Consider the following 18,406-nt stretch of genomic DNA (forward strand, 5'->3'; position numbering starts at 1 on the left):
ACGATAAGGCTATTATACCATATTTCTTAAGGGGGTGAAGGTAGAAAATAATGATTACGGTAACATTTTGATTAGAAAATCTGTCATATATTGAGGAGATTCTTGCTTTCCATTTTTTATCCATACCTGCATGATACCGAAGAAGGCATGTGAAAAATAGATGCTGCTGTATTCTTTTTCAAGTGGTGATAAATCTTCTTTTCCCAAACGCTCAGCTAAATCATTGGTAACAAGAAGTCGGACTTTATTGATAAGAAAATTTTGGATTTCTTGAGTTCCGTTATGGGTCAGTAGGGCAGAAATCAATTTTTCACGATAGAGCAATTCGAAGATTTCTAAGAAAAATGATTGGCGATTGCCATCATAACGGTCAAATATAGCCTCTAATTTGTGAAAAAGTCCCTGTTGATAGGAGTCAATCAATTCATATTTATCCTTATAATGGGTATAAAAACTAGAGCGACTAATTCCTGCTGTCTGAGCGAGGTGGGTGGTTGTAATCTCATTAAATCCTTTAGTTTCTAAGCAAGTCACCATTGCTTCTAAAATGGCTTGACGTGTCCGTTCTTTCCGATTATCTGTTCCCATTTTTTGCTCCTTTTATACATTTTTAGACACATTGTCTAAAAAACGATTCTTATTACTTGATTTTGAAAATGATACTTGTATAATATATTTTATCAGTTTTTGGACAGGATGTCTAAAGGAGGTTCTTATGTCGGAAAAAGTAAAGAATTTTTTCAAAAAACCAATGACCTTGATCACCATTCTCGGTGTTTCCTGTGTCCCAGCCTTATATAACATTAGTTTCCTAACCTCTATGTGGGACCCTTACGGCCGACTAGACCAGTTGCCTGTGGCAGTTGTCAATCAAGACCAGTCGGCGAGCTTTCAAGATAAAACCCTCACCATTGGTGATGATATGGTGGATAATATGAATGAGAGCAAGAACCTGGATTTCCACTTTGTATCAGAAAAAGATGCGGAAAAAGGTTTGGAAGAAGGGGACTATTACATGGTCATTACCCTACCAGAAGATTTATCAGAAAAAGCATCCAGTCTCTTGACGGATCAGCCTGAACCACTAACAATTTCTTACCAAACCTCTAAAGGTCACAGCTTTGTCGCTTCTAAGATGGGCGAATCAGCCATGGAAAAATTGAAAGCGTCTGTTTCAGAGACGATTACTGAAACATACACCTCGGCTGTTTTTGACAGCATGGGAGAGATTCAAAACGGCATGGTTGAGGCAGCAGATGGAAGTCAACAATTGACAGATGGAGCTAGTCAATTAGAAACCGGAAGTCAGACTCTATCATCAGGCCTATCTACCTTATCTTCATCAGGTCAATCACTGGTGACAGGAGCAAACCAATTGGCTACTGGGGTTGTGTCTTATACAGATGGAGTCAATCAGGCTGCTTCAGGAAGTCAAACACTTTCCAGTGGCTTAACAACCTACACAAATGGGGTAGCGAGTCTTGCTTCAGGTGCAGAGCAATTAAATGCCAATTCCTCTCAGCTCATCGCTGGGGTGGGACAATTGCAAACAGGAGCAAGTCAGGTTGAACAACTGGTAACAGGAGCCAATCAATTGCAGGCAGGATTGGAGCAACTCGCTGGTTCAACTAGTTTATCTGCTGAACAGTCTAGTCAAATACAGGCTTTATTGACAGGACTTCCTCAGTTGCAAGCGGCCATCAACCAATTAAATGATAGCCTCTCAAGTATGGGAGGAGTTGCAGTAGATACCACTACTCTATCTAGCCTCTTGACGGAGATGGGGGCTCAGGCTCAAGGATTGTTAACTGCAGCCCAAGCTGATAAAACAGCCAGCATTGAAGCTTTGCAAGCAACGGCTACCTATCAAAACTTGACAGCTGATCAGCAAGCTGAATTGGTTGGAGCCCTTCAAAACTCACCTTCGACAACAATGACAGCAGCCCAAACGATTTTGGGTCAATTGTCTCAACTCAGTCAAGCCTTATCTAGCCTACAAAGTCTTTCTGGCATGGCAACACAAATGAGCCAGCTACAATCAGCTGTCGGTCAGATCAACACGGCTGCCAATCAAGCATTGCCAGGAGCTACAACAGCCATTGAAAACCTATCAAGTGGCTTGAGTCAGGTCAACACCGCCTTGAACCAACAAGTTCTACCAGGAACTCAAGCCTTGACGAGTGGTGTGAGTCAACTTCAAACGCAACTGTCAAGTGGAGCTAGTCAACTCATGTCAGGGGTGACAGCCTATACCGCAGGTGTTGCTCAATTAGCAGAGGGTGGAGCTAAGTTGGTTGCGAATAATAGTAGCATCCAATCAGGAGGTGGCCAGTTAACATCAGGATTGGCAACCTTAGCTGCTAACTCTAGTCAACTTGTCAGCGGTTCAGGACAGCTGGCTTCTGGTAGTCAGCAATTGATAGTTGGTGCAGATCAATTAGCTAGTGGTGGTCAAACCTTGACAAGCGGTATTTCCAATCTTCGTACAGGTAGTGAAACATTAACAAATTCACTCAGTTCAGCCAGTCAACAACTATCAGTCATCTCTGTAGAAGACAAAAATGCACAAGCAGTTTCTCAACCAGTCACCTTGGAACACAGTGACCAAGATGATGTGAAGACCAACGGTGTCGGAATGGCTCCTTACATGGTATCTGTCGCACTGATGGTTGCTGCCTTGTCAGCGAATGTTATTTTTGTCAAACACATTGACAATCGCTCCTACAAGAATCGTTGGGATTGGGCTAAAGGGAAATTGTTACTGAATGGTACGATAGCCAGCCTAGCAGCATTGATTCTGTACGGTGTTCTTCGCTTGATTGGAATTGATCCGGCTCATCCAATGGCAACCTTGGGATTAATCCTCCTAGCCTCTTGGACCTTCATGGCCCTCGTTACAGCCTTGGTGGGTTGGAACAATCGTTTCGGATCCTTCGCAAGTTTAATTATCTTGTTACTACAGCTTGGATCAAGCGCAGGTACCTACCCAATCGAACTTAGCCCACGCTTCTTCCAAGTGGTGCAACCTTATCTCCCAATGACCTATTCCGTCTCAGGCCTTCGTCAAACCATTTCTATGGTGGGTGATAGCGGGCATCAATCCCTTCTCCTCAGCCTCTTTTTACTGGGCTTTATGGGACTTGGTCTCATGATGTATCGCCCGACAGAGGACTAGTTTCTTTTGGACAATAGCAGAGCAGGTTTCCTGTTCTGTTATTTTTTTACTTTTTTGTGCATCATTTACAATGCCAACAAAAAGGTGTACAATAAAAGCAATCAATTCTAAGGAGGTTGAGATGTTAGAAGTTCGTCACTTGTGCAAAAGTTACGGAAGCAAGGAAGTCTTGAAGGACATTTCCTTCACTATTCCGTCTGGAACCATTTGTGGTCTAGTCGGGAAAAATGGAGCAGGGAAAACCACCTTCTTCCATTCCTTACTCCGCTTTGTCACCTACGAGGGTGAGATTATCCTGGACCAGCAGGCAGTCACGCCAGCTTTGTTCCAAAAAATCGGCTACCTACCAGAAGAGCGAAGTCTGATGCCCAAGCTCAGCGTCTTTGAGCAGGTACGGTATCTGGCTAGTCTTAAGGGCATGACCAGCAAGGAGGTGGCGGAAAAGCTGCCGCTCTGGATGGAAAAGCTGGAGGTCAAGGGCAAGATGACCGATAAGATCAAGAGTCTGTCCAAGGGGAATCAGCAGAAGGTGCAGTTGATTGTCACCCTGATTCATGAGCCAGACCTGATTATCCTGGACGAGCCTTTCTCTGGGCTGGATCCTGTCAATACGGCCCTACTCAAACGTGTGATTTTGGAAGAGAAGGAGCGGGGAGCGACCTTGATTTTCTCTGATCACGTTATGACCAATGTGGAGGAACTGTGCGATCAACTGCTGATGATTCAGGACGGACAGCTGGTGCTCAACGGAGGTATTCAGGAAATCCGTCGCCAGTTTGGTCGGACCCGCCTCTTTATCTCGTCCGACGTGGCACGGGAACGCCTGGAAGGTCTGCCCCATGTGCTGTCTGTTCAGATGACCAATCAGGACAAGTGGCGGTTGGTCTTGGACGACGAAGCTGCTGGACCAGAACTCTTCCAGCTCATCAGCGGAGGAAGCTATCTGGCGACCTTTGACCAGCAAGCTCCGACAATCGATGAAATCTTCAAAATCAAATCGGGGGTGGCAGAATGAACTCATTATTTCTAGTTGCGAAGGAAACCTATCTCCGTCAGGTCAAGTCTTGGTCCTTTGTCTTTATGGTCTTTGCTCCTTTTATTATGATTTTCTTTTCATTGGGAATCGGTTATCTGACGGGGTCTAGCATGGACCAAGGTGGTCAGGAGATTGCCCTGATTAGTCAAGAGGCGTCTGTTCAGTCGGCTTTTGAGGACTTGGACGGGCTGACCTCAGACTACACTGATGAAGAAGCAGCCAAAAAAGCCCTCAAGGACGAGGACTTGCTGGGCTATTTGATCGTAACCGTAAGCGACGGTCAGCTCTCAGCCGTCTATCATGGAAATGAACTGCCAAGTATAGAAACAGAAACGGCTATCCAGCAGACCCTGACAGAGCTTCAGGACCAGTTGAATAGAGAAGATGCCCAGCTGACCAGTCAGCAAGAGGCGACACTGGCTCGCACACCGGACTATCAGGTCCAGTTGGTTGAGAACAAGGGCTATGAGAAAATTGGGAAATTTGTCCTTTTCTTTGCCTTGATTTTCCTCCTCTATGTCCTGACCATGATTTATGCTTCGACCACTGCTCAGGAAGTGGCTAGTGAGAAGGGGACCAAGATTATGGAGGTTATCTTCTCCAGTGTGCCGGCATCGACCTATTTCTACGGTCGGATTTTAGGGATTTTCATGGTCATTGCCACTCACTTGGGCATCTATGCTCTTGGTGGTGTAGGCAGTTACCAGTTTGCTAGTCTAGCCCTACTCGCTATGCAAGACAATCCTATTGCTCAGGCTGTTTTGGGCGGATTTGACTGGTTTATTCTCTTTTTCTCCCTCTTTGGTCTGGTCCTGATTGTTGTCATTGCGGCCCTCTGTGGCTCCTTGGTGGTCCGTCAGGAAGATGTCAATAAGGCCGTCCAGCCAGTCATGTACCCTATTATTATTGGCTTTATCGGGGCAATGACCTTGGGTCAGCAGGCTCAGGAGTCTATCTTGCTCAAAATCGGCTCCTATGTGCCACTGTTATCGACCTTCTTCATGCCAATCCGCATCATCAACGGCTGGGCAAATGGTCTGGAAGCAGGACTTTCCCTCCTTATCCTCATTGCTAGCACAGTAGCAGCGATCTACTTTATCGGAAAATCCTATGCAGGCTTGATTCTGCAGACAGATGATATCGGTCTTTGGAAGAGCTTGAAAAAAGGATTTTCGAGTAAATAACCAAATAAAGAGGCTGGGCAGAAAGTCTTAAAAATAGAAAACAGCTTAGAATTGCGTTATCAGGAACCTTAATTCTAAGCTGTTTTTGATTGTTAAAATTTTAATCGGAGGGGGAATTTTTTAGTTTTTGCTCAGCCTCTTTTTATGAACTCACTGAAGAGATCTTATTTTGGCGTCCCTAGATTGATTGTGGCGTTGGTGGCTTCAAGGGTTAGATTGTTCTTGCTGCTCTTGTTTTCTAGGGTTAGGGTCTGTAGGTCGTTTTCTGTCTTGACAGGGAATTTTGTGTACTTGTCGCTAGTAAAAATACCAACTTCGCCTAGTCGTTCTTTTAAGTATGGGTCTTGGTTGAACATCTCTTCCAAATCATTCCCATCTTCATAGTAGTAACCTTGGGCTTCTACTAATTTTTTCTTGTCGATTTGGTTGGTGATGAGCAAGTTGCTATCTGCCAGACTCTTGTCCGTCACATCCAAAAATGTCGTAGAGGAGTAGGTGTCGGATGGAGTGAAACGATTATCGCCAAGAAGAGTCGTTTGTCTGCTATCCAGCTGGCTATAGCCCTCGATGGCCACATTTTCCAAACTGGTTTCAGATAAGCGGACGTTGCTTCCCTGTAGGTTAATGTGTATATCTTTTAGAGTGGATTGTGTCGCTTGGAAGTAGCCTGCTTCAATCTGACCGCTGTCAATAGTCACCTTGTCAAGAGTGACACCACCAGACAGATTTGCCTCTTTGATATGGATATTCTCAATCGTGAAACTGCCAAAATCATAGAAGTGGAGATTGTGCCCCTCTAATTTATCCAGTGTCTTCCCTTTAGGCACTTCAATGGTGACGGAGAAGACATTGATACGACGTTGGGCCAAGCTTTCTCCCAGATACTGCATGATTCCCTCAATGGCAAATTCTAGTTCCTGTGCAGAGAGGGTTAAGATGCCGTCTTTCTCACTGAGTTTTAGAGGGTTTTGGATATTGTTGTCGGAGTTGGCATAGGTCACATGGTAGTTGCTATCGCTAGACTCCTTGATATAGACGCTGTGGGGGATAAAGTCAATTTTAATGGTATTCAAATCTGTGAAGGTCTTATGGACTTCCGTCGGAGCAGCAACCTCTTCCAAGCGGGTTACGCCTCCTGTGAAAAATCCAATGCCAGCTAGAATTAAGCCTGCAATCAGGCTGACAAAGCCGATAATAATGGCGATGGTTAGTTTCTTTTTCATGCTCGTTTACCTCGTTTCAAGATCCATTTGAAGCAAGCCTTGACCAGTCGCCAAGACCAGTAGGCAAAAAATCCAGTCAAGATGTAGATGAGAATAGCTCCGCCAATCAAAGATAAACCTGAGCCAAACCCCATGAGGAAGATATTGAATCCTTCTGACATAAGGCTAAAGGCCTCCCAAATCAGATAGCCACCGCTGGTGAGAAGTCCGACACCCAGAACAAAGGCACCGACGATGAGGGCCAAGATGAGCGCCACCAATCCCAATAGACTAGCTAGGAGAATGATTAGGAGTGGAATGGCGATAGGCAGGGAAATGACAGCTAGGATAGCCAACCAGAGCGTTCGTTTTGTTTGGCTAAAATTACGGAAGTAGCGACCGAGGAAAAAGGCGCCGAGGATAAGAGTCGCAAACAGAGGAATGACTCCGATAAACTCTCCCATGATAAAGAGTAGGAAGAAAGAGAAGAGACCTGTCATACTTAAGGCTCCCAGACCAACCCAGAGTTTCCAGTTGAGTTGAATAGGTTCTTGTTGATCCTTCTCCTCTTGGATTTGCTTATTGAGCATGTTGTTAATGAGTTCGCTAGCAGCTTCCTTTGGAGATCCTAATTCTTCGATAATCTCAGCTTCACGCTCTGGTCCAGCCTCGTCAAAGTATTCATTGAAGAAGTTGATGGCTTCAAAGTATTCCTTGTGGGGCAGTTTCTTCAAGTGTTTTTCTAACTGCTCCATGTACTCAGTTCTTGTCATGGCGGACGCTCCCTTCTATAATACCGTTGATGGTTGTTGTGTAGGTATCCCAATCATCTTTGAGTCGGACCAATTCTTCGTGACCTAACTGAGTTAGGCTATAATACTTGCGCATACGACCCTGATATTCTTGGGAATAAGTAGTCAAAAAGTCACTTTGTTCCAATCGCTTTAGGATGGGATAGAGAGCTGACTCCTTGATGTTGGCAATTAATTTAATGGTCTGACAGATTTCATAGCCATAAGAATCATCGGATTCCAAAATAGCCATGATGAGAAATTCTGTCAGCACTGCGGGGACTGGAAAATGCATAGGACGCTCCTTTCCTTTGTTGTTAGTTAGGTTCAGTTTTGATATATAGTGTTCAGTTGTATATATAGAATTTTTCTATATATAAAATATACACCTACAAAAATAAATTGTCAAGTGATTATGTGCAAAATAAATAAAATAGCTTTAGACAAATTTTTAATGTGTAAACGTTTTATAGCCTTGAAAAATATTTTCAGAGTAGTAAACTTAATAATAGTACTAACATTAAGGGATTTTCTGGACTAAAAGAGAATGACCTCAGATGGATTAGTAGTATTTAAGGTGGTGTAAAGATGAAACTATATGTTCAGTTTATGATTATTCTAGTATTTTCATTTTTAGGGGAAGCTATTTCGACTATTTTTCATCTTCCTATTCCGGGAAGTATTATTGGCTTAATCCTCCTATTTTTAGCCCTAGAGTTCAAATTGATTCGTCTTCGCCACATTCATACGGTTGGAAATTTTTTGCTGGCTAATATGACCATTCTTTTTTTGCCTGCAGCGGTGGGCATTATGGAGAGATTTGATGCAATTAAAGATTATTTACTTCCTATTTTCATCGTCATTTTAGGCGCCATTTTTTTAAATATCTTAGTAATTGGTTTTGTTGTTCAATTTGTGAAGCAGAAGTTTGAAGGTGACTACATTGATACGGAGGGAAATCATGACTGAACTTTTTTCAAATCCTATTTTTGGTATTATGTTATCAATTGCAGCATATTTAATTGGAATGCTGATCTATCGGAGATTTCCTCATCCAATCACAACCCCACTGTTGGTAGCTACAGGATTGATTATTGTCTTTTTAAAAATGACAGGTATCTCCTATAAGGAATATTATGCAGGAGGGTCCTATCTAAATATGCTTATTGTGCCTTCAACAGTAGCTCTGGGTATTCCTTTGTATCGTTCTTTCCATCTAATGAAACATCACATTCGAAGTATTCTTTTGGGAATTTTCCTTGCCTGTATTGTCAATACTGTCTTTACTGCCCTGATTGCCAAATGGTTTGGAATGGATTTTTTTCTAGCAATCTCTCTTTTCCCAAAATCAGTCACCACTGCTATGGCTGTTGGTATTACTGATAAAATGCAAGGGATAGCGACAGTTACTCTTGTAGTCGTTGTTGCAACAGGGATTCTGACAAGTGTTCTTGGCCCAGTCTTTTTAAAGCTACTAAAAATTGAAGACCCGGTAGCTGTTGGTCTTGCTTTGGGAGGAACAGGGCATGCCATTGGAACGGGTACAGCGATAAAATATGGGCATACGCAAGGGGCGATGGCTGGCTTAGCTATTGGGATTACAGGCATCATGTATGTGGTGATTAGCCCTATAGTTGCGCAGATTATCTTACAATAAAAAAACTACGATTGGAATTCCAACCGTAGTTTTTTTAGTCTACATAAAGTCTGGATTGATTATTCAACCAACTATAAAGAAGTCCGATAAAGAGACCGCCCCCCACGTAGTTTCCTAATCCAGAAAAGAGGAAATTGCTTAGTACACTTAATAGAGTCATTCCCTCAACTGGTCCACCATTTGCAAAAAAGGACAGGGAGAAGAGTGAAAAGTTCGCAATGACGTGCTCATATCCCAAGAAAGCAAAGATAAAGATGATGAAAATAACGGAAATGAGACGTCCAGCGTCATCTTTGATGCGTAAGAAGGTAAATACGCCGATATTCACGACAATATTAGCAAAAATCCCTTCAATAAATTGAGTCAAAGGTGTCTTTGAAAGCTTGGCCACCGTTGCTTCAAATAGGTAGCTGTGAGCATCAACGTGCTGATAAGGCAGAGTCAGTGAGACCAAGTAACAAACAAGGACAGCACCGACAAAGTTGAAAAGGATACAGGTTGCCAACATCTTGAGGGCTGTTTTAGTAGGAATCGTTTTTCGATGGCTGGCTACTGTCATATACATCATGTTGGATGTTCCTAGTTCGGCATTCATATATAAAATCATGAGTAGCCCCCAACCGAACATCAACCCATAACTAAACTTCCCGAGTCCTTCTGCGACATGGTTGAGTTTGTCTGCTGTATAAAGAGAAATGACAATCCCTAATCCTAAGTAAAGACTGGCTAGTATAGCTCGTACAGCGTAGGCAGAAAAACTGTGTTCAAACAAATCTGCTTTTTTCTTGATACTCTTTTCAAGTGTATACATTAATGTCTCTTGGTTAGCTCCCATCCTAATCTCCTTATTGAATCTACCACTTTTTGAGTAAACGTTTTCTTTTTGTCGAATGGCTTTACTTTGTTTATTATACTTGATAAAATGGTTGTTGTCCAAAAAAATTTAACTTTTGAAAGGAAATATAAGAAAAATATGGATGTTACATGGACAGTGAAATATATCACTGAATTTTTAGCGACTGCACTCCTTATTATCATTGGTAATGGTACTGTTGCAAACGTTGATTTAAAAGGCACCAAAGGAAACAACTCTGGTTGGATTCTCATTGCGATTGGCTATGGTTTGGCAGTTATGATGCCAGCATTGATGTTTGGTAACGTTTCTGGTAACCATATCAACCCAGCCTTCACACTTGGTTTGGCTGTTTCAGGTCTCTTCCCTTGGGCTCACGTTGCTCAATACATTGTTGCCCAATTGTTAGGTGCAATGTTTGGTCAGTTAGTGGTTGTAGCAGTTTATAAACCTTACTTCTTGAAAACTGAAAATTCTAACCATATTCTTGGTTCATTCTCAACTATCAGTGCACTTGATAACGGAACGAAAGAAAGCCGTAAAGCTGCGACAACTAATGGTTTCTTGAATGAGTTCGTTGGTTCATTTGTATTGTTCTTCGGTGCCCTTGCTTTGACCAAACATTTCTTTGGTTCAGAGTTGGTTGGTAAATTGATTGAACAAGGCTATGATAAAACAGTCGCTGAGACAATGACTGCTCCATATACTTCAGGTTCAATTGCAGTTGCTCACTTAGGCATTGGTTTCCTTGTTATGGCACTTGTTGCTGCAGTCGGTGGTCCAACAGGTCCTGGTCTGAACCCAGCGCGTGACCTTGGTCCACGTATCGTTCACCATCTCTTGCCAAAATCAGTCCTAGGTGAGAACAAATCGGATTCTAAATGGTGGTATGCTTGGGTTGGTGTATGTGCTCCAATTATCGCATCAATTGCCGCTGTTGCACTATTCAAATTCTTGTATCTATAATATAGAGAACCCGTTTCGTCGGGTTTTTCTTTTTCTCTTGGCATATCCAATATAAAGTTGTCTGCTCTGCTATTTTCCTAAAAGTTATGCTACAATAAAGCTAGAAAAAATCGGAAAAGAGTCGGCTAAAGCTGCACAAAAAGCCAGTCAGCCAGCTAGTCGCAAAACAGATTCCATGATGGATCGCTTTACCAAGAACCTGATGAGCCAGGTCGGACGGGAAGTTGGGCACGTGGTGACTCGTGGCATTATGGGGATGTTAAAAGGAAAATAAGATGAGGAACTGGGAGGGAAACTTCTCGGTTTTTTTATCTAGACAAAGTTCTTGCCAGATGCCACAAAATTCGTTAAAATAAGCATAAATCACTAGTTAGTAAGGAGTTGCCATGACTGATCAATTGCAGGCATTATTGAAAGACTATCAGCCCCAGCCATTGGGTCAAAAGCGTTCTTATGCAGTCTTCTTGCCCTTAGTCTGGTCAGACAATCAGTGGCAGGTCTTGTATGAGATTCGGAGCGAGTCCATTTCTCAACCAGGAGAAGTCTCCTTCCCAGGTGGCGGAATTGATGAAGGTGAGACAGCAGAAGAAGCAGCCATTCGTGAGGTTATCGAAGAACTTGACATTCAACAGGAACAAGTTGAGTTGCTAGGGGAAATCGATTATCTAGTTTTTGGCCGCTCGACGATTCGCTGTTTTGTCGGTCGACTTCACTTGGACTGGCAGACCCTTCAACCCAATGATGAAGTGGCTCGATTCTTCACAGTTCCACTGGAAACCTTGCTGAAAACGGCCCCTGTCTATTATCAACTGGATTCACAGATTGTCCCAGATTGTGACTTTCCCTTTGAACGTTTGAGAGGTGGGGTTGACTATCCTTTCAGTCATCACAAACGCTCCGTTCCCTTTTATGAAAATCTACCAGAAAATATCTGGGGAATGACTGCCCAATTTACCCATCGGTTTGTGGAGATTGTGAACGGTAGTCTATGAGTCTGACTATTTTGCTTTATTTTTGAATTAAAAAGTGTAGAGAAAAATGTAGAGATTGTATGGCTTTATTCAGATAATTTAATGAAAATTTTACTATTTCATCAGGACAACTGTTTTTCTTTCATATATAGTCTCACCAAGCAAAAAAAGCACTTGAAATCAATGATTTCAGGTGCTTTTTCGATTCAATTATTTTACGTCAGTAAAGGTTAAATATTATCTTATACCTGTTGTTGAAAATCCTTTTATAATAAGGATTTTCGAAAAATTGTGACGATCATTTATGTAAAAAGTAGTGACAAAGGTAGTGATGTAATTAAGCTGTCAACTCTTTCATTTTTTGAGTAAAGATGTTCACAGCGTTTTGAATTTTTTTAGGAGCTAGTTCAGCGTAGGTATCCATTGTTGTAGATATTGATTTGTGCCCTAAACGTGTCTGCAATTCCTTCCAATTTGCTCCTGCATTAAACATCAATGAAGCATGTGTATGCCGAAAGAGATGAAATCCATACTTAGGTAAGTCGATCGATTCCAAGGTGGATTGTTAAAGTAATCCATCTTTTAATAAAAATTGGATATGTATGAAGTCCATTAATAGTTGAAAAATGGTCTAAATTTATAAAGTCCATGTTTGACTAATAAATGGACAAAGTAGAACTCCATTTTTATTATTATGAAACTGAAGATTCATGCTCGATTGCCCGAATGACGGGCAACAGCGGGGCGCTTTGCTATTCCTCGCTGGCCTATGTTCGATATTTTTGAGCTGTAAGATAAACAATTGACTTCGATTCAAGATAGCTTTTTGTTACTTTTTGCCAAAAAGTAACGTTTTTGTAGTTTTGACAGCCCTGTGGTCCATCAAAACTACAAACGCTCTCCGAGGGGGCTTGCAGACGGCTATCTGGCTAGAGAATAATAAAAATGACCTCGAATTATTTTGAAATCATTTTTTATTATTAGTAATTAATTGAAGGATGTGATAAAGTATCAAAACTCAATACTTAGTTTGTTTTATTGTAAGTTTTGGTACTGAAGTTTTCAAAGAATATTGAGTCACTTATTGTTTATTTATAGCAATCATTACTTGTTCAGCAATTGCTTTAGCAAGTAATGGTGGAACAGCATTGCCCACCTGAGTAAACTGAGGCGTTTCTTTTGCTCGCTTATCGCCTCCAGTAGTACGTTTGCCTAGGAATTCAAAGCTATCGTCAAACGATTGTAGACGAGCCATTTCTCTTACAGTCAACACTCGGTTAAAAAATGGGTGGATATAGTCATCTGGTAATGTTACCATGGTTGGAGAAACGGTATCTTGATTAAGACGAACTCGTATACTTTTTTTAGTAAAGATTGCTTCTATTGCGTTAGGAGTTAACTCTCCTTCTCTTAACATTTTTGAAAATTTATTTTCTGTAATTTCTTTATTTAAATGATTTTTAATTTCATTCCAAAATAACTCTGCTTCTTCAAATGTTGTTTTTAATCTAAGAGCAAATGATTTTAAAATATGAACTTTGGCTGAGTTGTCATTATCATTCATAGACAGTAAGCCGAGTTGGCGATTTGTAAATTGTAACCATTTTTCAGATTTAAAACTTTCTTGAAGTAAACCTTGTTTTTTTAGCTGCTTTAGAATGAGAGGTTGGTTAGCTTTTCCATTGAGTTGAAATAAACTTTCTGTGAATAGATTTGGACAATCTCTTTGTAATTCCAATCCTTCTAATTGGATCCTATTAACAGCTTTGGCTCTATTCTCACCTTGTTGATATAATGAAAATCGTTGTGTGACAATATTATCATGATTTGAAGTTTCCATATTTAATGGATTATTAGTTGTGATAGGTTGACCATCAATATTAGGAGTTCTTCCTAATCGGCTTTGTCTGGAATAATCTGTTTCGTAATCAAATTCCCTGTCATAAAGATCCCCCAGAGCATCATAAACGGTAACATTTGGAAGAACATTGTCACTTTCTGGGTATTCGATTGGAGTCACATCGTTTCGATATGCTAAAAATACAACTCGATTTCTTTGTTGAGGGACACCGAAGTTTGCAGCATTTAGAACTTGAACATCAAGTAGGGTGTATCCTAACTCATCCAATTCATTTCTAAGAATGGATTGAACCAGATTCTGTCCTTTGTAAATTCTATCATCAAGTACACTTGGAAAGTCTAGCATCTGCATATCTAAAATACCAGTTACGTTTTCCATAACAACATAACGCGGCATAATATCTTTTATTATGCGCAAATATTCGTGGAAGAGCATATTTCTAGGATCTTTAGCATCTCGTTTCCCTAGACGGCTAAAACCTTGGCATGGAGGACCGCCAAAAATAACATCCACAGTTCCTCTTTCGAATATATTCCCATATTTCAATGAGTTGATTGATTGAAATATTTTATCAGAAGTAAGTTCTTTTATATCAGCCAGTTCAAAGTGAGTATCAACACCATCAACTAAGCCTAATTGTTGATGTCGGTTTGTATATGTTTCTTCTACCATAGGGCTTTTATCACTGGAAAAGATAATATCAAATCCAGCTTGTAGGATTCCTTCGCTAAATCCTCCAGCACCACAGAATAAGTCTATTGCATAGGGCATAATTTACCTCGAATAATGTATTTACTACCTTAGTAGTATATCAGAATTTTCTTGAAAAGTCCAGGAGTTGCTTTCTATCTTATATATTCGTAATAGAATTCAAAAACCAGTTAAATTGTAAATTAAAATGAATATTTTTAAGGTTTTAAGTTGTAATATATAGAAAATGAGAATTGGAGAATTGTTATGGAGCGATATGTAAAAGAAAATATTGAGCGACTGCTTTATTCGAGTGAATTATCGCAAAGTGAGTTAGCTAAGAAGACAGGACTTAGTAGGCAGACGGTCAACAAATTATTATCTCCAAATGCAGATTACAACCCAAAACTTTCAACTTTGGTAGTGATTTCTAATGCTTTATCAATCAATTTTCCAGAACTTTTAATTAGAACTGAAAAGATAAGTACTTCTAAAGATTTTACTCCTAATTTAGTGGAGGATTATCAAAATATTCTTATACAAAATGTCAAACTATATTTGAGAAGTTGGAATCAATTTTCACTGAGTGCCTCGGGTGGAGTTGGAGAGTCTACTATAAGTAATCTTGTAAATGGTAAATATTCAGATATTTATTTTTCAACAATAGAAAGTCTTGCTGAAGAAATGGAAGTTTCACTTGTTGATCTATTTAAGAGGGGAGAAAACTAATGCAATTTATTCCATATGACGACGAATTAGAAGTTATCAACGCTATACATAAGTATAATTCTAATGGCTATACTGTTATCAGACTGACGCAAACTATGTTAAATAAAAGTATTATCGACGCAAATGGTTTTTTAAGGAAGTTGTTGTTAGATAATGATTTATTGGATTTCGAAAAACTAACTGATAAAGTTTATTTGATGGCTAATCTTGTATTGGAAGACCAGAAACATGAAGTAAAAATAAGTTTCTATAAAGCCAATAAAAGAGGGGATGAGCGATTCTGGATATATGGCTTGGGAGAGTTCATTAGGTCGTCTCAAATCAATGTTAACGATTTAATCTATATTACTGTAGATAATCGAAAAGAACTTACTCTATTTAATGTGACGAGAAGTATTCCTCAAAACAGTGCTATCATACAGCTATTTGGACAAGATAAGGTCGAAGATTCATTAAATAGATTGATTCCACAGATTAGAGTCATAGCAAAACAAGGATTTCATAGAAATTCAAAAGGTGCAGGTAAGATTGCACCGAAGGATGCTGGGGATACTTTAGAGTCGCTTTTGGGAATAAAAACTAATAATAGCCAAGAAGCTGATTTTGAGGGAATTATTGAGTTGAAATCAAAATCCTCCAAAACGTTAGACACCCTATTTACTCTACGTCCAGATTTTGAGGGAACGCCTGTTGCAGAGTTTGAGTCGAATGATAGAAGTAGAGTATCAGCATTTGCTCGTTTGTATGGTTATGATTCAGAGAAGCATTTAGGATATAAGAGTTTATATATTACAATAGGTTCAGAAGAAAATCCTCAAAATAATCAAGGGTTCTATCTGGAAGTTAATGATAGAGATAGTACAGTTGAGTTACGAAAACAAGAAAACAAGAAGAGTATTTTGACTGCTTTCTGGACATTCGAAGCATTAGAGGAAGAATTACACAAAAAACACCCAGCTACTTTATGGGTAAAAGTTGAATCTAAAATGGACGGCGAAGTAGGTCAATTCAAGTACGTTGAAGCAGAGCTAACACGTTCACCTCAATTTATGACTTTTCTTTCTCTGATAAAATCAGGAGCCATTACCTATGATTGGCGAGGTTATACGACCCCATCAGGCAAGTACGCAGGTAAGAATCATGGTAACGCTTGGAGGATTAAAAACAAACAAAGAAATTTGTTGTTTGGTAGTACGGAAATAATTGATTTAAAAATCTAGTAAATTGGAGAAGTTTTATGGCGATAGGCAACGGTGGAGCAATAGCGCAAAAAGGCTTTAATTATCAAAATTGTGTTGTATCTCTAGTTGCGATTAGAAACTATAAGAAGCCTAATTTAAAACATATTGACTCAAAAGTTAGTCAAGTTGTTATAGAAAGTCCTCTGTTGAAAAGTGAATGTTATGACAGACTTTCTAAAGAAGTTATTTAGATTTAAAACCCCACTGACTTTAATTAGCCAGTGGGGTTTATTACTTATCCGAATTAAAATCTTATTTCAAAAAAGATAGATTGTTTGAGAGGGCAAATAATTCTTAGATGAAAGTACAAGTCTTGAATTTTAAAATGAAGTTCAGGATTTTTTTGTGATACTTTTTCCAAATTACCTCTATTATCCTAATACCATTCCTAAGAAAATCAATTCTTGATTTTTCACTGGGGGTTTGGGGGTGGAGCCACCAAGTTATCTTATCGTTAGCTGTTAAAACTGGTAGGGTTTAAATGGCTGGCGATTTGATTTTGTGGATATTATGCAGTGCCGTGTCTAATATGATGGTGAGGATGTACTGATAATTTCGAACAAATGTTCAAAATTCCAACATCTTCTTGTTTATTTTTGATATAATGTAAAAAAACAACAAAGGATTAAACATGAATAAACGAGAACGACTAGAAGAAATCACACGATTGGTAAACAAAAAAGGTACGGTACGAATTTCTGAGATTGTTGAATTGCTAAATGTTACTGATATGACTGTTCGACGTGATTTCATCGAATTGGAAGAGCAAGGAGTTTTAACCAAAATACACGGCGGTGCTAGAAGTAATAAGGCTTTTCAATACCGGGAATATTCCCATTCTGAGAAACACATTCAAAATAAGGAAGCCAAGCAAGAGATAGCAGAAAGGGCAGCACAGTTAATAGAAGATGGAGATACGGTATTTTTAGGTCCAGGAACAACAGTGGCCTTTCTGGCTGAAGCCATTAAAAACCCTCGACTAACTGTCATCACCAACTGTATGCCTGTTTTTACCATCTTATCACAAAAGAAGACAGAGGATTTTCAAGTCTTTCTCCTTGGAGGAGAATATCGCCAAGTGACAGAATCGTTTGTAGGAGAAATTACCAATACAAGTTTAGAAAAAATGCGATTTAGCAAGATTTTCTTTTCAGGTAACGGACTTAAGGGAAGTGATGTCATGACTTCCACCCTAGCGGAAGCCTATACGCAAAACATTGCCATCAAACATTCTTTAGAAAAGTACCTACTGCTAGATGCTTCGAAAATTGGAAAAGATGATTTTACTTCCTTTTGTGATTTGAATGATGTAACTGCTCTAGTGACAGATATGAATGTAAAGGATGAAAATTACCAATTATTAAGTAACCACATTGAAATTATTTCAACAATATCATAAAGTTATCAAAACCAACAGCAAAATGTTGGTTTTTTGTTTGTATATGAAAAAAATAAACAAAAATAAAACAAAATATGTTGACTTTGTGTTTGTTTGGTTGTATAATTTAAACATAAAAAGCGAAAACGCTTTTCTAAGTTTTGCAAAACAAAGATTTTCTGCCACATATGGCTACAACTTTCTATTTTTGTTAGGAGATAGGTTATGACAATCATTATCGGTGCTGATCCAGCGGGCTCAAAACTAAAAGACGTTATTAAAGATTATTTACAAGAAAAATCATATGACTTTAAAGATGTCAGTGATGGAAGTGATTTTGTTGATACAACTTTGGCGGTAGTTGCAGCAGTCAATCAAGAGGAAGGAAATCTTGGTATTGTGATTGATGCTTATGGTGTTGGTCCATTTATGACCGCAACTAAAGTCAAAGGCATGATTGCTGCAGAAGTTTCAGACGAACGTTCTGCCTATATGACAAGAGGGCACAACAATTCGCGTATTATTACAATCGGTAGTGAGATTGTAGGAGAAGGAATTGCCAAAAATATCGTTAAAGGATTTGTTGAAGGTGAGTATGATGGCGGCCGTCACCAAATTCGTGTCGATATGCTAAATAAAATGTGTTAATTGTTGTAAACAAAGGAGAATAAG

Annotated in this window: 18 protein-coding genes and 2 pseudogenes; 13 read left to right on the forward strand and 7 right to left on the reverse strand. The window is 39.7% G+C overall.

What is annotated here, in order from left to right; translation table 11 throughout:
* Nucleotides 1-54: 54 nt before the first annotated feature.
* Nucleotides 55-588 carry a TetR/AcrR family transcriptional regulator C-terminal domain-containing protein gene (locus ODU55_RS02705; protein WP_398581789.1) on the reverse strand — a complete coding sequence of 178 codons (534 nt, stop codon included), beginning with the start codon at nt 586-588 and terminating at the stop codon, nt 55-57.
* A gap of 127 nt (nt 589-715) precedes the next feature.
* On the opposite strand from ODU55_RS02705, the gene ODU55_RS02710 reads away from it, so the two are divergent.
* The 3 genes from ODU55_RS02710 (at nt 716) to ODU55_RS02720 (ending at nt 5,395) form a co-directional block, all read left to right on the forward strand.
* On the forward strand, nt 716-3,175 hold the full coding sequence (locus ODU55_RS02710; protein ID WP_398581790.1) for a YhgE/Pip family protein: 2,460 nt from the start codon (nt 716-718) through the stop codon (nt 3,173-3,175).
* 121 nt (nt 3,176-3,296) lie between these two features.
* Entirely contained in the window at nt 3,297-4,190 is an 894-nt protein-coding gene (locus ODU55_RS02715; RefSeq protein WP_398581791.1) for an ABC transporter ATP-binding protein, read from the forward strand.
* Nucleotides 4,187-5,395, forward strand: a complete 1,209-nt coding sequence (locus ODU55_RS02720) for an ABC transporter permease (protein ID WP_398581792.1) — start codon at nt 4,187-4,189, stop codon at nt 5,393-5,395. Before ODU55_RS02715 ends, ODU55_RS02720 begins: the two co-directional genes overlap by 4 nt.
* Before the next feature lie 164 nt (nt 5,396-5,559).
* On the opposite strand, the gene ODU55_RS02725 is transcribed toward ODU55_RS02720, so the two are convergent.
* The 3 genes from ODU55_RS02725 to ODU55_RS02735 are packed head-to-tail and all read right to left on the reverse strand — an operon-like array spanning nt 5,560 to nt 7,683.
* Nucleotides 5,560-6,618 (reverse strand): DUF4097 family beta strand repeat-containing protein, encoded by a 1,059-nt coding sequence (locus ODU55_RS02725; RefSeq protein WP_398581793.1) that lies wholly within the window; start codon nt 6,616-6,618, stop codon nt 5,560-5,562.
* Nucleotides 6,615-7,370, reverse strand: a complete 756-nt coding sequence (locus ODU55_RS02730; protein ID WP_104929954.1) for a DUF1700 domain-containing protein — start codon at nt 7,368-7,370, stop codon at nt 6,615-6,617. Before ODU55_RS02730 ends, ODU55_RS02725 begins: the two co-directional genes overlap by 4 nt.
* Entirely contained in the window at nt 7,357-7,683 is a 327-nt protein-coding gene (locus tag ODU55_RS02735; RefSeq protein ID WP_002941094.1) for a PadR family transcriptional regulator, read from the reverse strand. Before ODU55_RS02735 ends, ODU55_RS02730 begins: the two co-directional genes overlap by 14 nt.
* A gap of 293 nt (nt 7,684-7,976) precedes the next feature.
* On the opposite strand from ODU55_RS02735, the gene ODU55_RS02740 reads away from it, so the two are divergent.
* Complete coding sequence (locus ODU55_RS02740; RefSeq protein WP_099776734.1) at nt 7,977-8,357, forward strand: CidA/LrgA family protein; 381 nt, start codon at nt 7,977-7,979, stop codon at nt 8,355-8,357.
* Nucleotides 8,350-9,045 carry an LrgB family protein gene (locus tag ODU55_RS02745; protein WP_398581794.1) on the forward strand — a complete coding sequence of 232 codons (696 nt, stop codon included), beginning with the start codon at nt 8,350-8,352 and terminating at the stop codon, nt 9,043-9,045. Before ODU55_RS02740 ends, ODU55_RS02745 begins: the two co-directional genes overlap by 8 nt.
* A gap of 34 nt (nt 9,046-9,079) precedes the next feature.
* Here ODU55_RS02745 and ODU55_RS02750 read toward each other — a convergent pair whose 3' ends face one another.
* A complete protein-coding gene (locus ODU55_RS02750) occupies nt 9,080-9,880 on the reverse strand; it encodes a formate/nitrite transporter family protein (RefSeq protein ID WP_398581795.1) in 801 nt (266 codons plus the stop codon).
* Nucleotides 9,881-10,018: 138 nt separating this feature from the next.
* Here ODU55_RS02750 and gla point away from each other — a divergent pair, with 138 nt between their 5' ends.
* The 3 genes and pseudogenes from gla to ODU55_RS02765 all read left to right on the forward strand — a co-directional run bounded on the left by gla (nt 10,019) and on the right by ODU55_RS02765 (nt 11,856).
* Nucleotides 10,019-10,864, forward strand: a complete 846-nt coding sequence (gla, locus tag ODU55_RS02755; protein WP_398581796.1) for an aquaglyceroporin Gla — start codon at nt 10,019-10,021, stop codon at nt 10,862-10,864.
* Nucleotides 10,865-10,967: 103 nt separating this feature from the next.
* A pseudogene (locus tag ODU55_RS02760) lies at nt 10,968-11,138 on the forward strand (DUF853 domain-containing protein); the annotation flags it as partial.
* Between the two features lie 112 nt (nt 11,139-11,250).
* Nucleotides 11,251-11,856, forward strand: a complete 606-nt coding sequence (locus tag ODU55_RS02765; RefSeq protein WP_398581797.1) for an NUDIX hydrolase — start codon at nt 11,251-11,253, stop codon at nt 11,854-11,856.
* Nucleotides 11,857-12,172: 316 nt separating this feature from the next.
* On the opposite strand, the pseudogene ODU55_RS02770 reads toward ODU55_RS02765, so the two are convergent.
* Both ODU55_RS02770 and ODU55_RS02775 read right to left on the reverse strand, forming a co-directional pair.
* Nucleotides 12,173-12,391 (reverse strand): annotated as a pseudogene (locus tag ODU55_RS02770) (tyrosine-type recombinase/integrase); the annotation flags it as partial.
* 525 nt (nt 12,392-12,916) lie between these two features.
* Nucleotides 12,917-14,467, reverse strand: a complete 1,551-nt coding sequence (locus ODU55_RS02775; protein WP_398581798.1) for a DNA cytosine methyltransferase — start codon at nt 14,465-14,467, stop codon at nt 12,917-12,919.
* Between the two features lie 186 nt (nt 14,468-14,653).
* On the opposite strand from ODU55_RS02775, the gene ODU55_RS02780 reads away from it, so the two are divergent.
* The 5 genes from ODU55_RS02780 (at nt 14,654) to lacA (ending at nt 18,382) form a co-directional block, all read left to right on the forward strand.
* Entirely contained in the window at nt 14,654-15,115 is a 462-nt protein-coding gene (locus tag ODU55_RS02780; protein ID WP_029186998.1) for a helix-turn-helix domain-containing protein, read from the forward strand.
* A complete protein-coding gene (locus ODU55_RS02785) occupies nt 15,115-16,335 on the forward strand; it encodes an MvaI/BcnI family restriction endonuclease (RefSeq protein WP_029186999.1) in 1,221 nt (406 codons plus the stop codon). Before ODU55_RS02780 ends, ODU55_RS02785 begins: the two co-directional genes overlap by 1 nt.
* A 17-nt stretch (nt 16,336-16,352) precedes the next feature.
* Nucleotides 16,353-16,547 carry a hypothetical protein gene (locus ODU55_RS02790; RefSeq protein WP_029187000.1) on the forward strand — a complete coding sequence of 65 codons (195 nt, stop codon included), beginning with the start codon at nt 16,353-16,355 and terminating at the stop codon, nt 16,545-16,547.
* A gap of 440 nt (nt 16,548-16,987) precedes the next feature.
* Nucleotides 16,988-17,755, forward strand: a complete 768-nt coding sequence (locus ODU55_RS02795) for a DeoR/GlpR family DNA-binding transcription regulator (protein WP_398581799.1) — start codon at nt 16,988-16,990, stop codon at nt 17,753-17,755.
* A gap of 204 nt (nt 17,756-17,959) precedes the next feature.
* Nucleotides 17,960-18,382: a galactose-6-phosphate isomerase subunit LacA gene (gene lacA / locus ODU55_RS02800; RefSeq protein WP_024384734.1), complete on the forward strand. Its 423-nt coding sequence runs from the start codon at nt 17,960-17,962 to the stop codon at nt 18,380-18,382.
* The last annotated feature ends 24 nt before the right edge of the window (nt 18,383-18,406 follow it).

The organism is Streptococcus sp. 2022WUSS037 (genome assembly GCF_044427225.1).
Classification (GTDB): Bacteria; Bacillota; Bacilli; order Lactobacillales; family Streptococcaceae; genus Streptococcus.

Coding starts and splice junctions, on each gene's coding strand:
- ODU55_RS02710 (WP_398581790.1), top strand. CDS start 716: ATGTCGGAAAAAGTAAAGAATTTTTTCAAAAAACCAATGACCTTGATC.
- ODU55_RS02775 (WP_398581798.1), bottom strand. CDS start 14,467: ATGCCCTATGCAATAGACTTATTCTGTGGTGCTGGAGGATTTAGCGAA.
- ODU55_RS02715 (WP_398581791.1), top strand. CDS start 3,297: ATGTTAGAAGTTCGTCACTTGTGCAAAAGTTACGGAAGCAAGGAAGTC.
- ODU55_RS02785 (WP_029186999.1), top strand. CDS start 15,115: ATGCAATTTATTCCATATGACGACGAATTAGAAGTTATCAACGCTATA.
- ODU55_RS02735 (WP_002941094.1), bottom strand. CDS start 7,683: ATGCATTTTCCAGTCCCCGCAGTGCTGACAGAATTTCTCATCATGGCT.
- ODU55_RS02765 (WP_398581797.1), top strand. CDS start 11,251: ATGACTGATCAATTGCAGGCATTATTGAAAGACTATCAGCCCCAGCCA.
- ODU55_RS02750 (WP_398581795.1), bottom strand. CDS start 9,880: ATGGGAGCTAACCAAGAGACATTAATGTATACACTTGAAAAGAGTATC.
- ODU55_RS02720 (WP_398581792.1), top strand. CDS start 4,187: ATGAACTCATTATTTCTAGTTGCGAAGGAAACCTATCTCCGTCAGGTC.
- ODU55_RS02790 (WP_029187000.1), top strand. CDS start 16,353: ATGGCGATAGGCAACGGTGGAGCAATAGCGCAAAAAGGCTTTAATTAT.
- ODU55_RS02780 (WP_029186998.1), top strand. CDS start 14,654: ATGGAGCGATATGTAAAAGAAAATATTGAGCGACTGCTTTATTCGAGT.
- lacA (WP_024384734.1), top strand. CDS start 17,960: ATGACAATCATTATCGGTGCTGATCCAGCGGGCTCAAAACTAAAAGAC.
- ODU55_RS02730 (WP_104929954.1), bottom strand. CDS start 7,370: ATGACAAGAACTGAGTACATGGAGCAGTTAGAAAAACACTTGAAGAAA.
- ODU55_RS02745 (WP_398581794.1), top strand. CDS start 8,350: ATGACTGAACTTTTTTCAAATCCTATTTTTGGTATTATGTTATCAATT.
- ODU55_RS02725 (WP_398581793.1), bottom strand. CDS start 6,618: ATGAAAAAGAAACTAACCATCGCCATTATTATCGGCTTTGTCAGCCTG.
- ODU55_RS02740 (WP_099776734.1), top strand. CDS start 7,977: ATGAAACTATATGTTCAGTTTATGATTATTCTAGTATTTTCATTTTTA.
- gla (WP_398581796.1), top strand. CDS start 10,019: ATGGATGTTACATGGACAGTGAAATATATCACTGAATTTTTAGCGACT.
- ODU55_RS02705 (WP_398581789.1), bottom strand. CDS start 588: ATGGGAACAGATAATCGGAAAGAACGGACACGTCAAGCCATTTTAGAA.
- ODU55_RS02795 (WP_398581799.1), top strand. CDS start 16,988: ATGAATAAACGAGAACGACTAGAAGAAATCACACGATTGGTAAACAAA.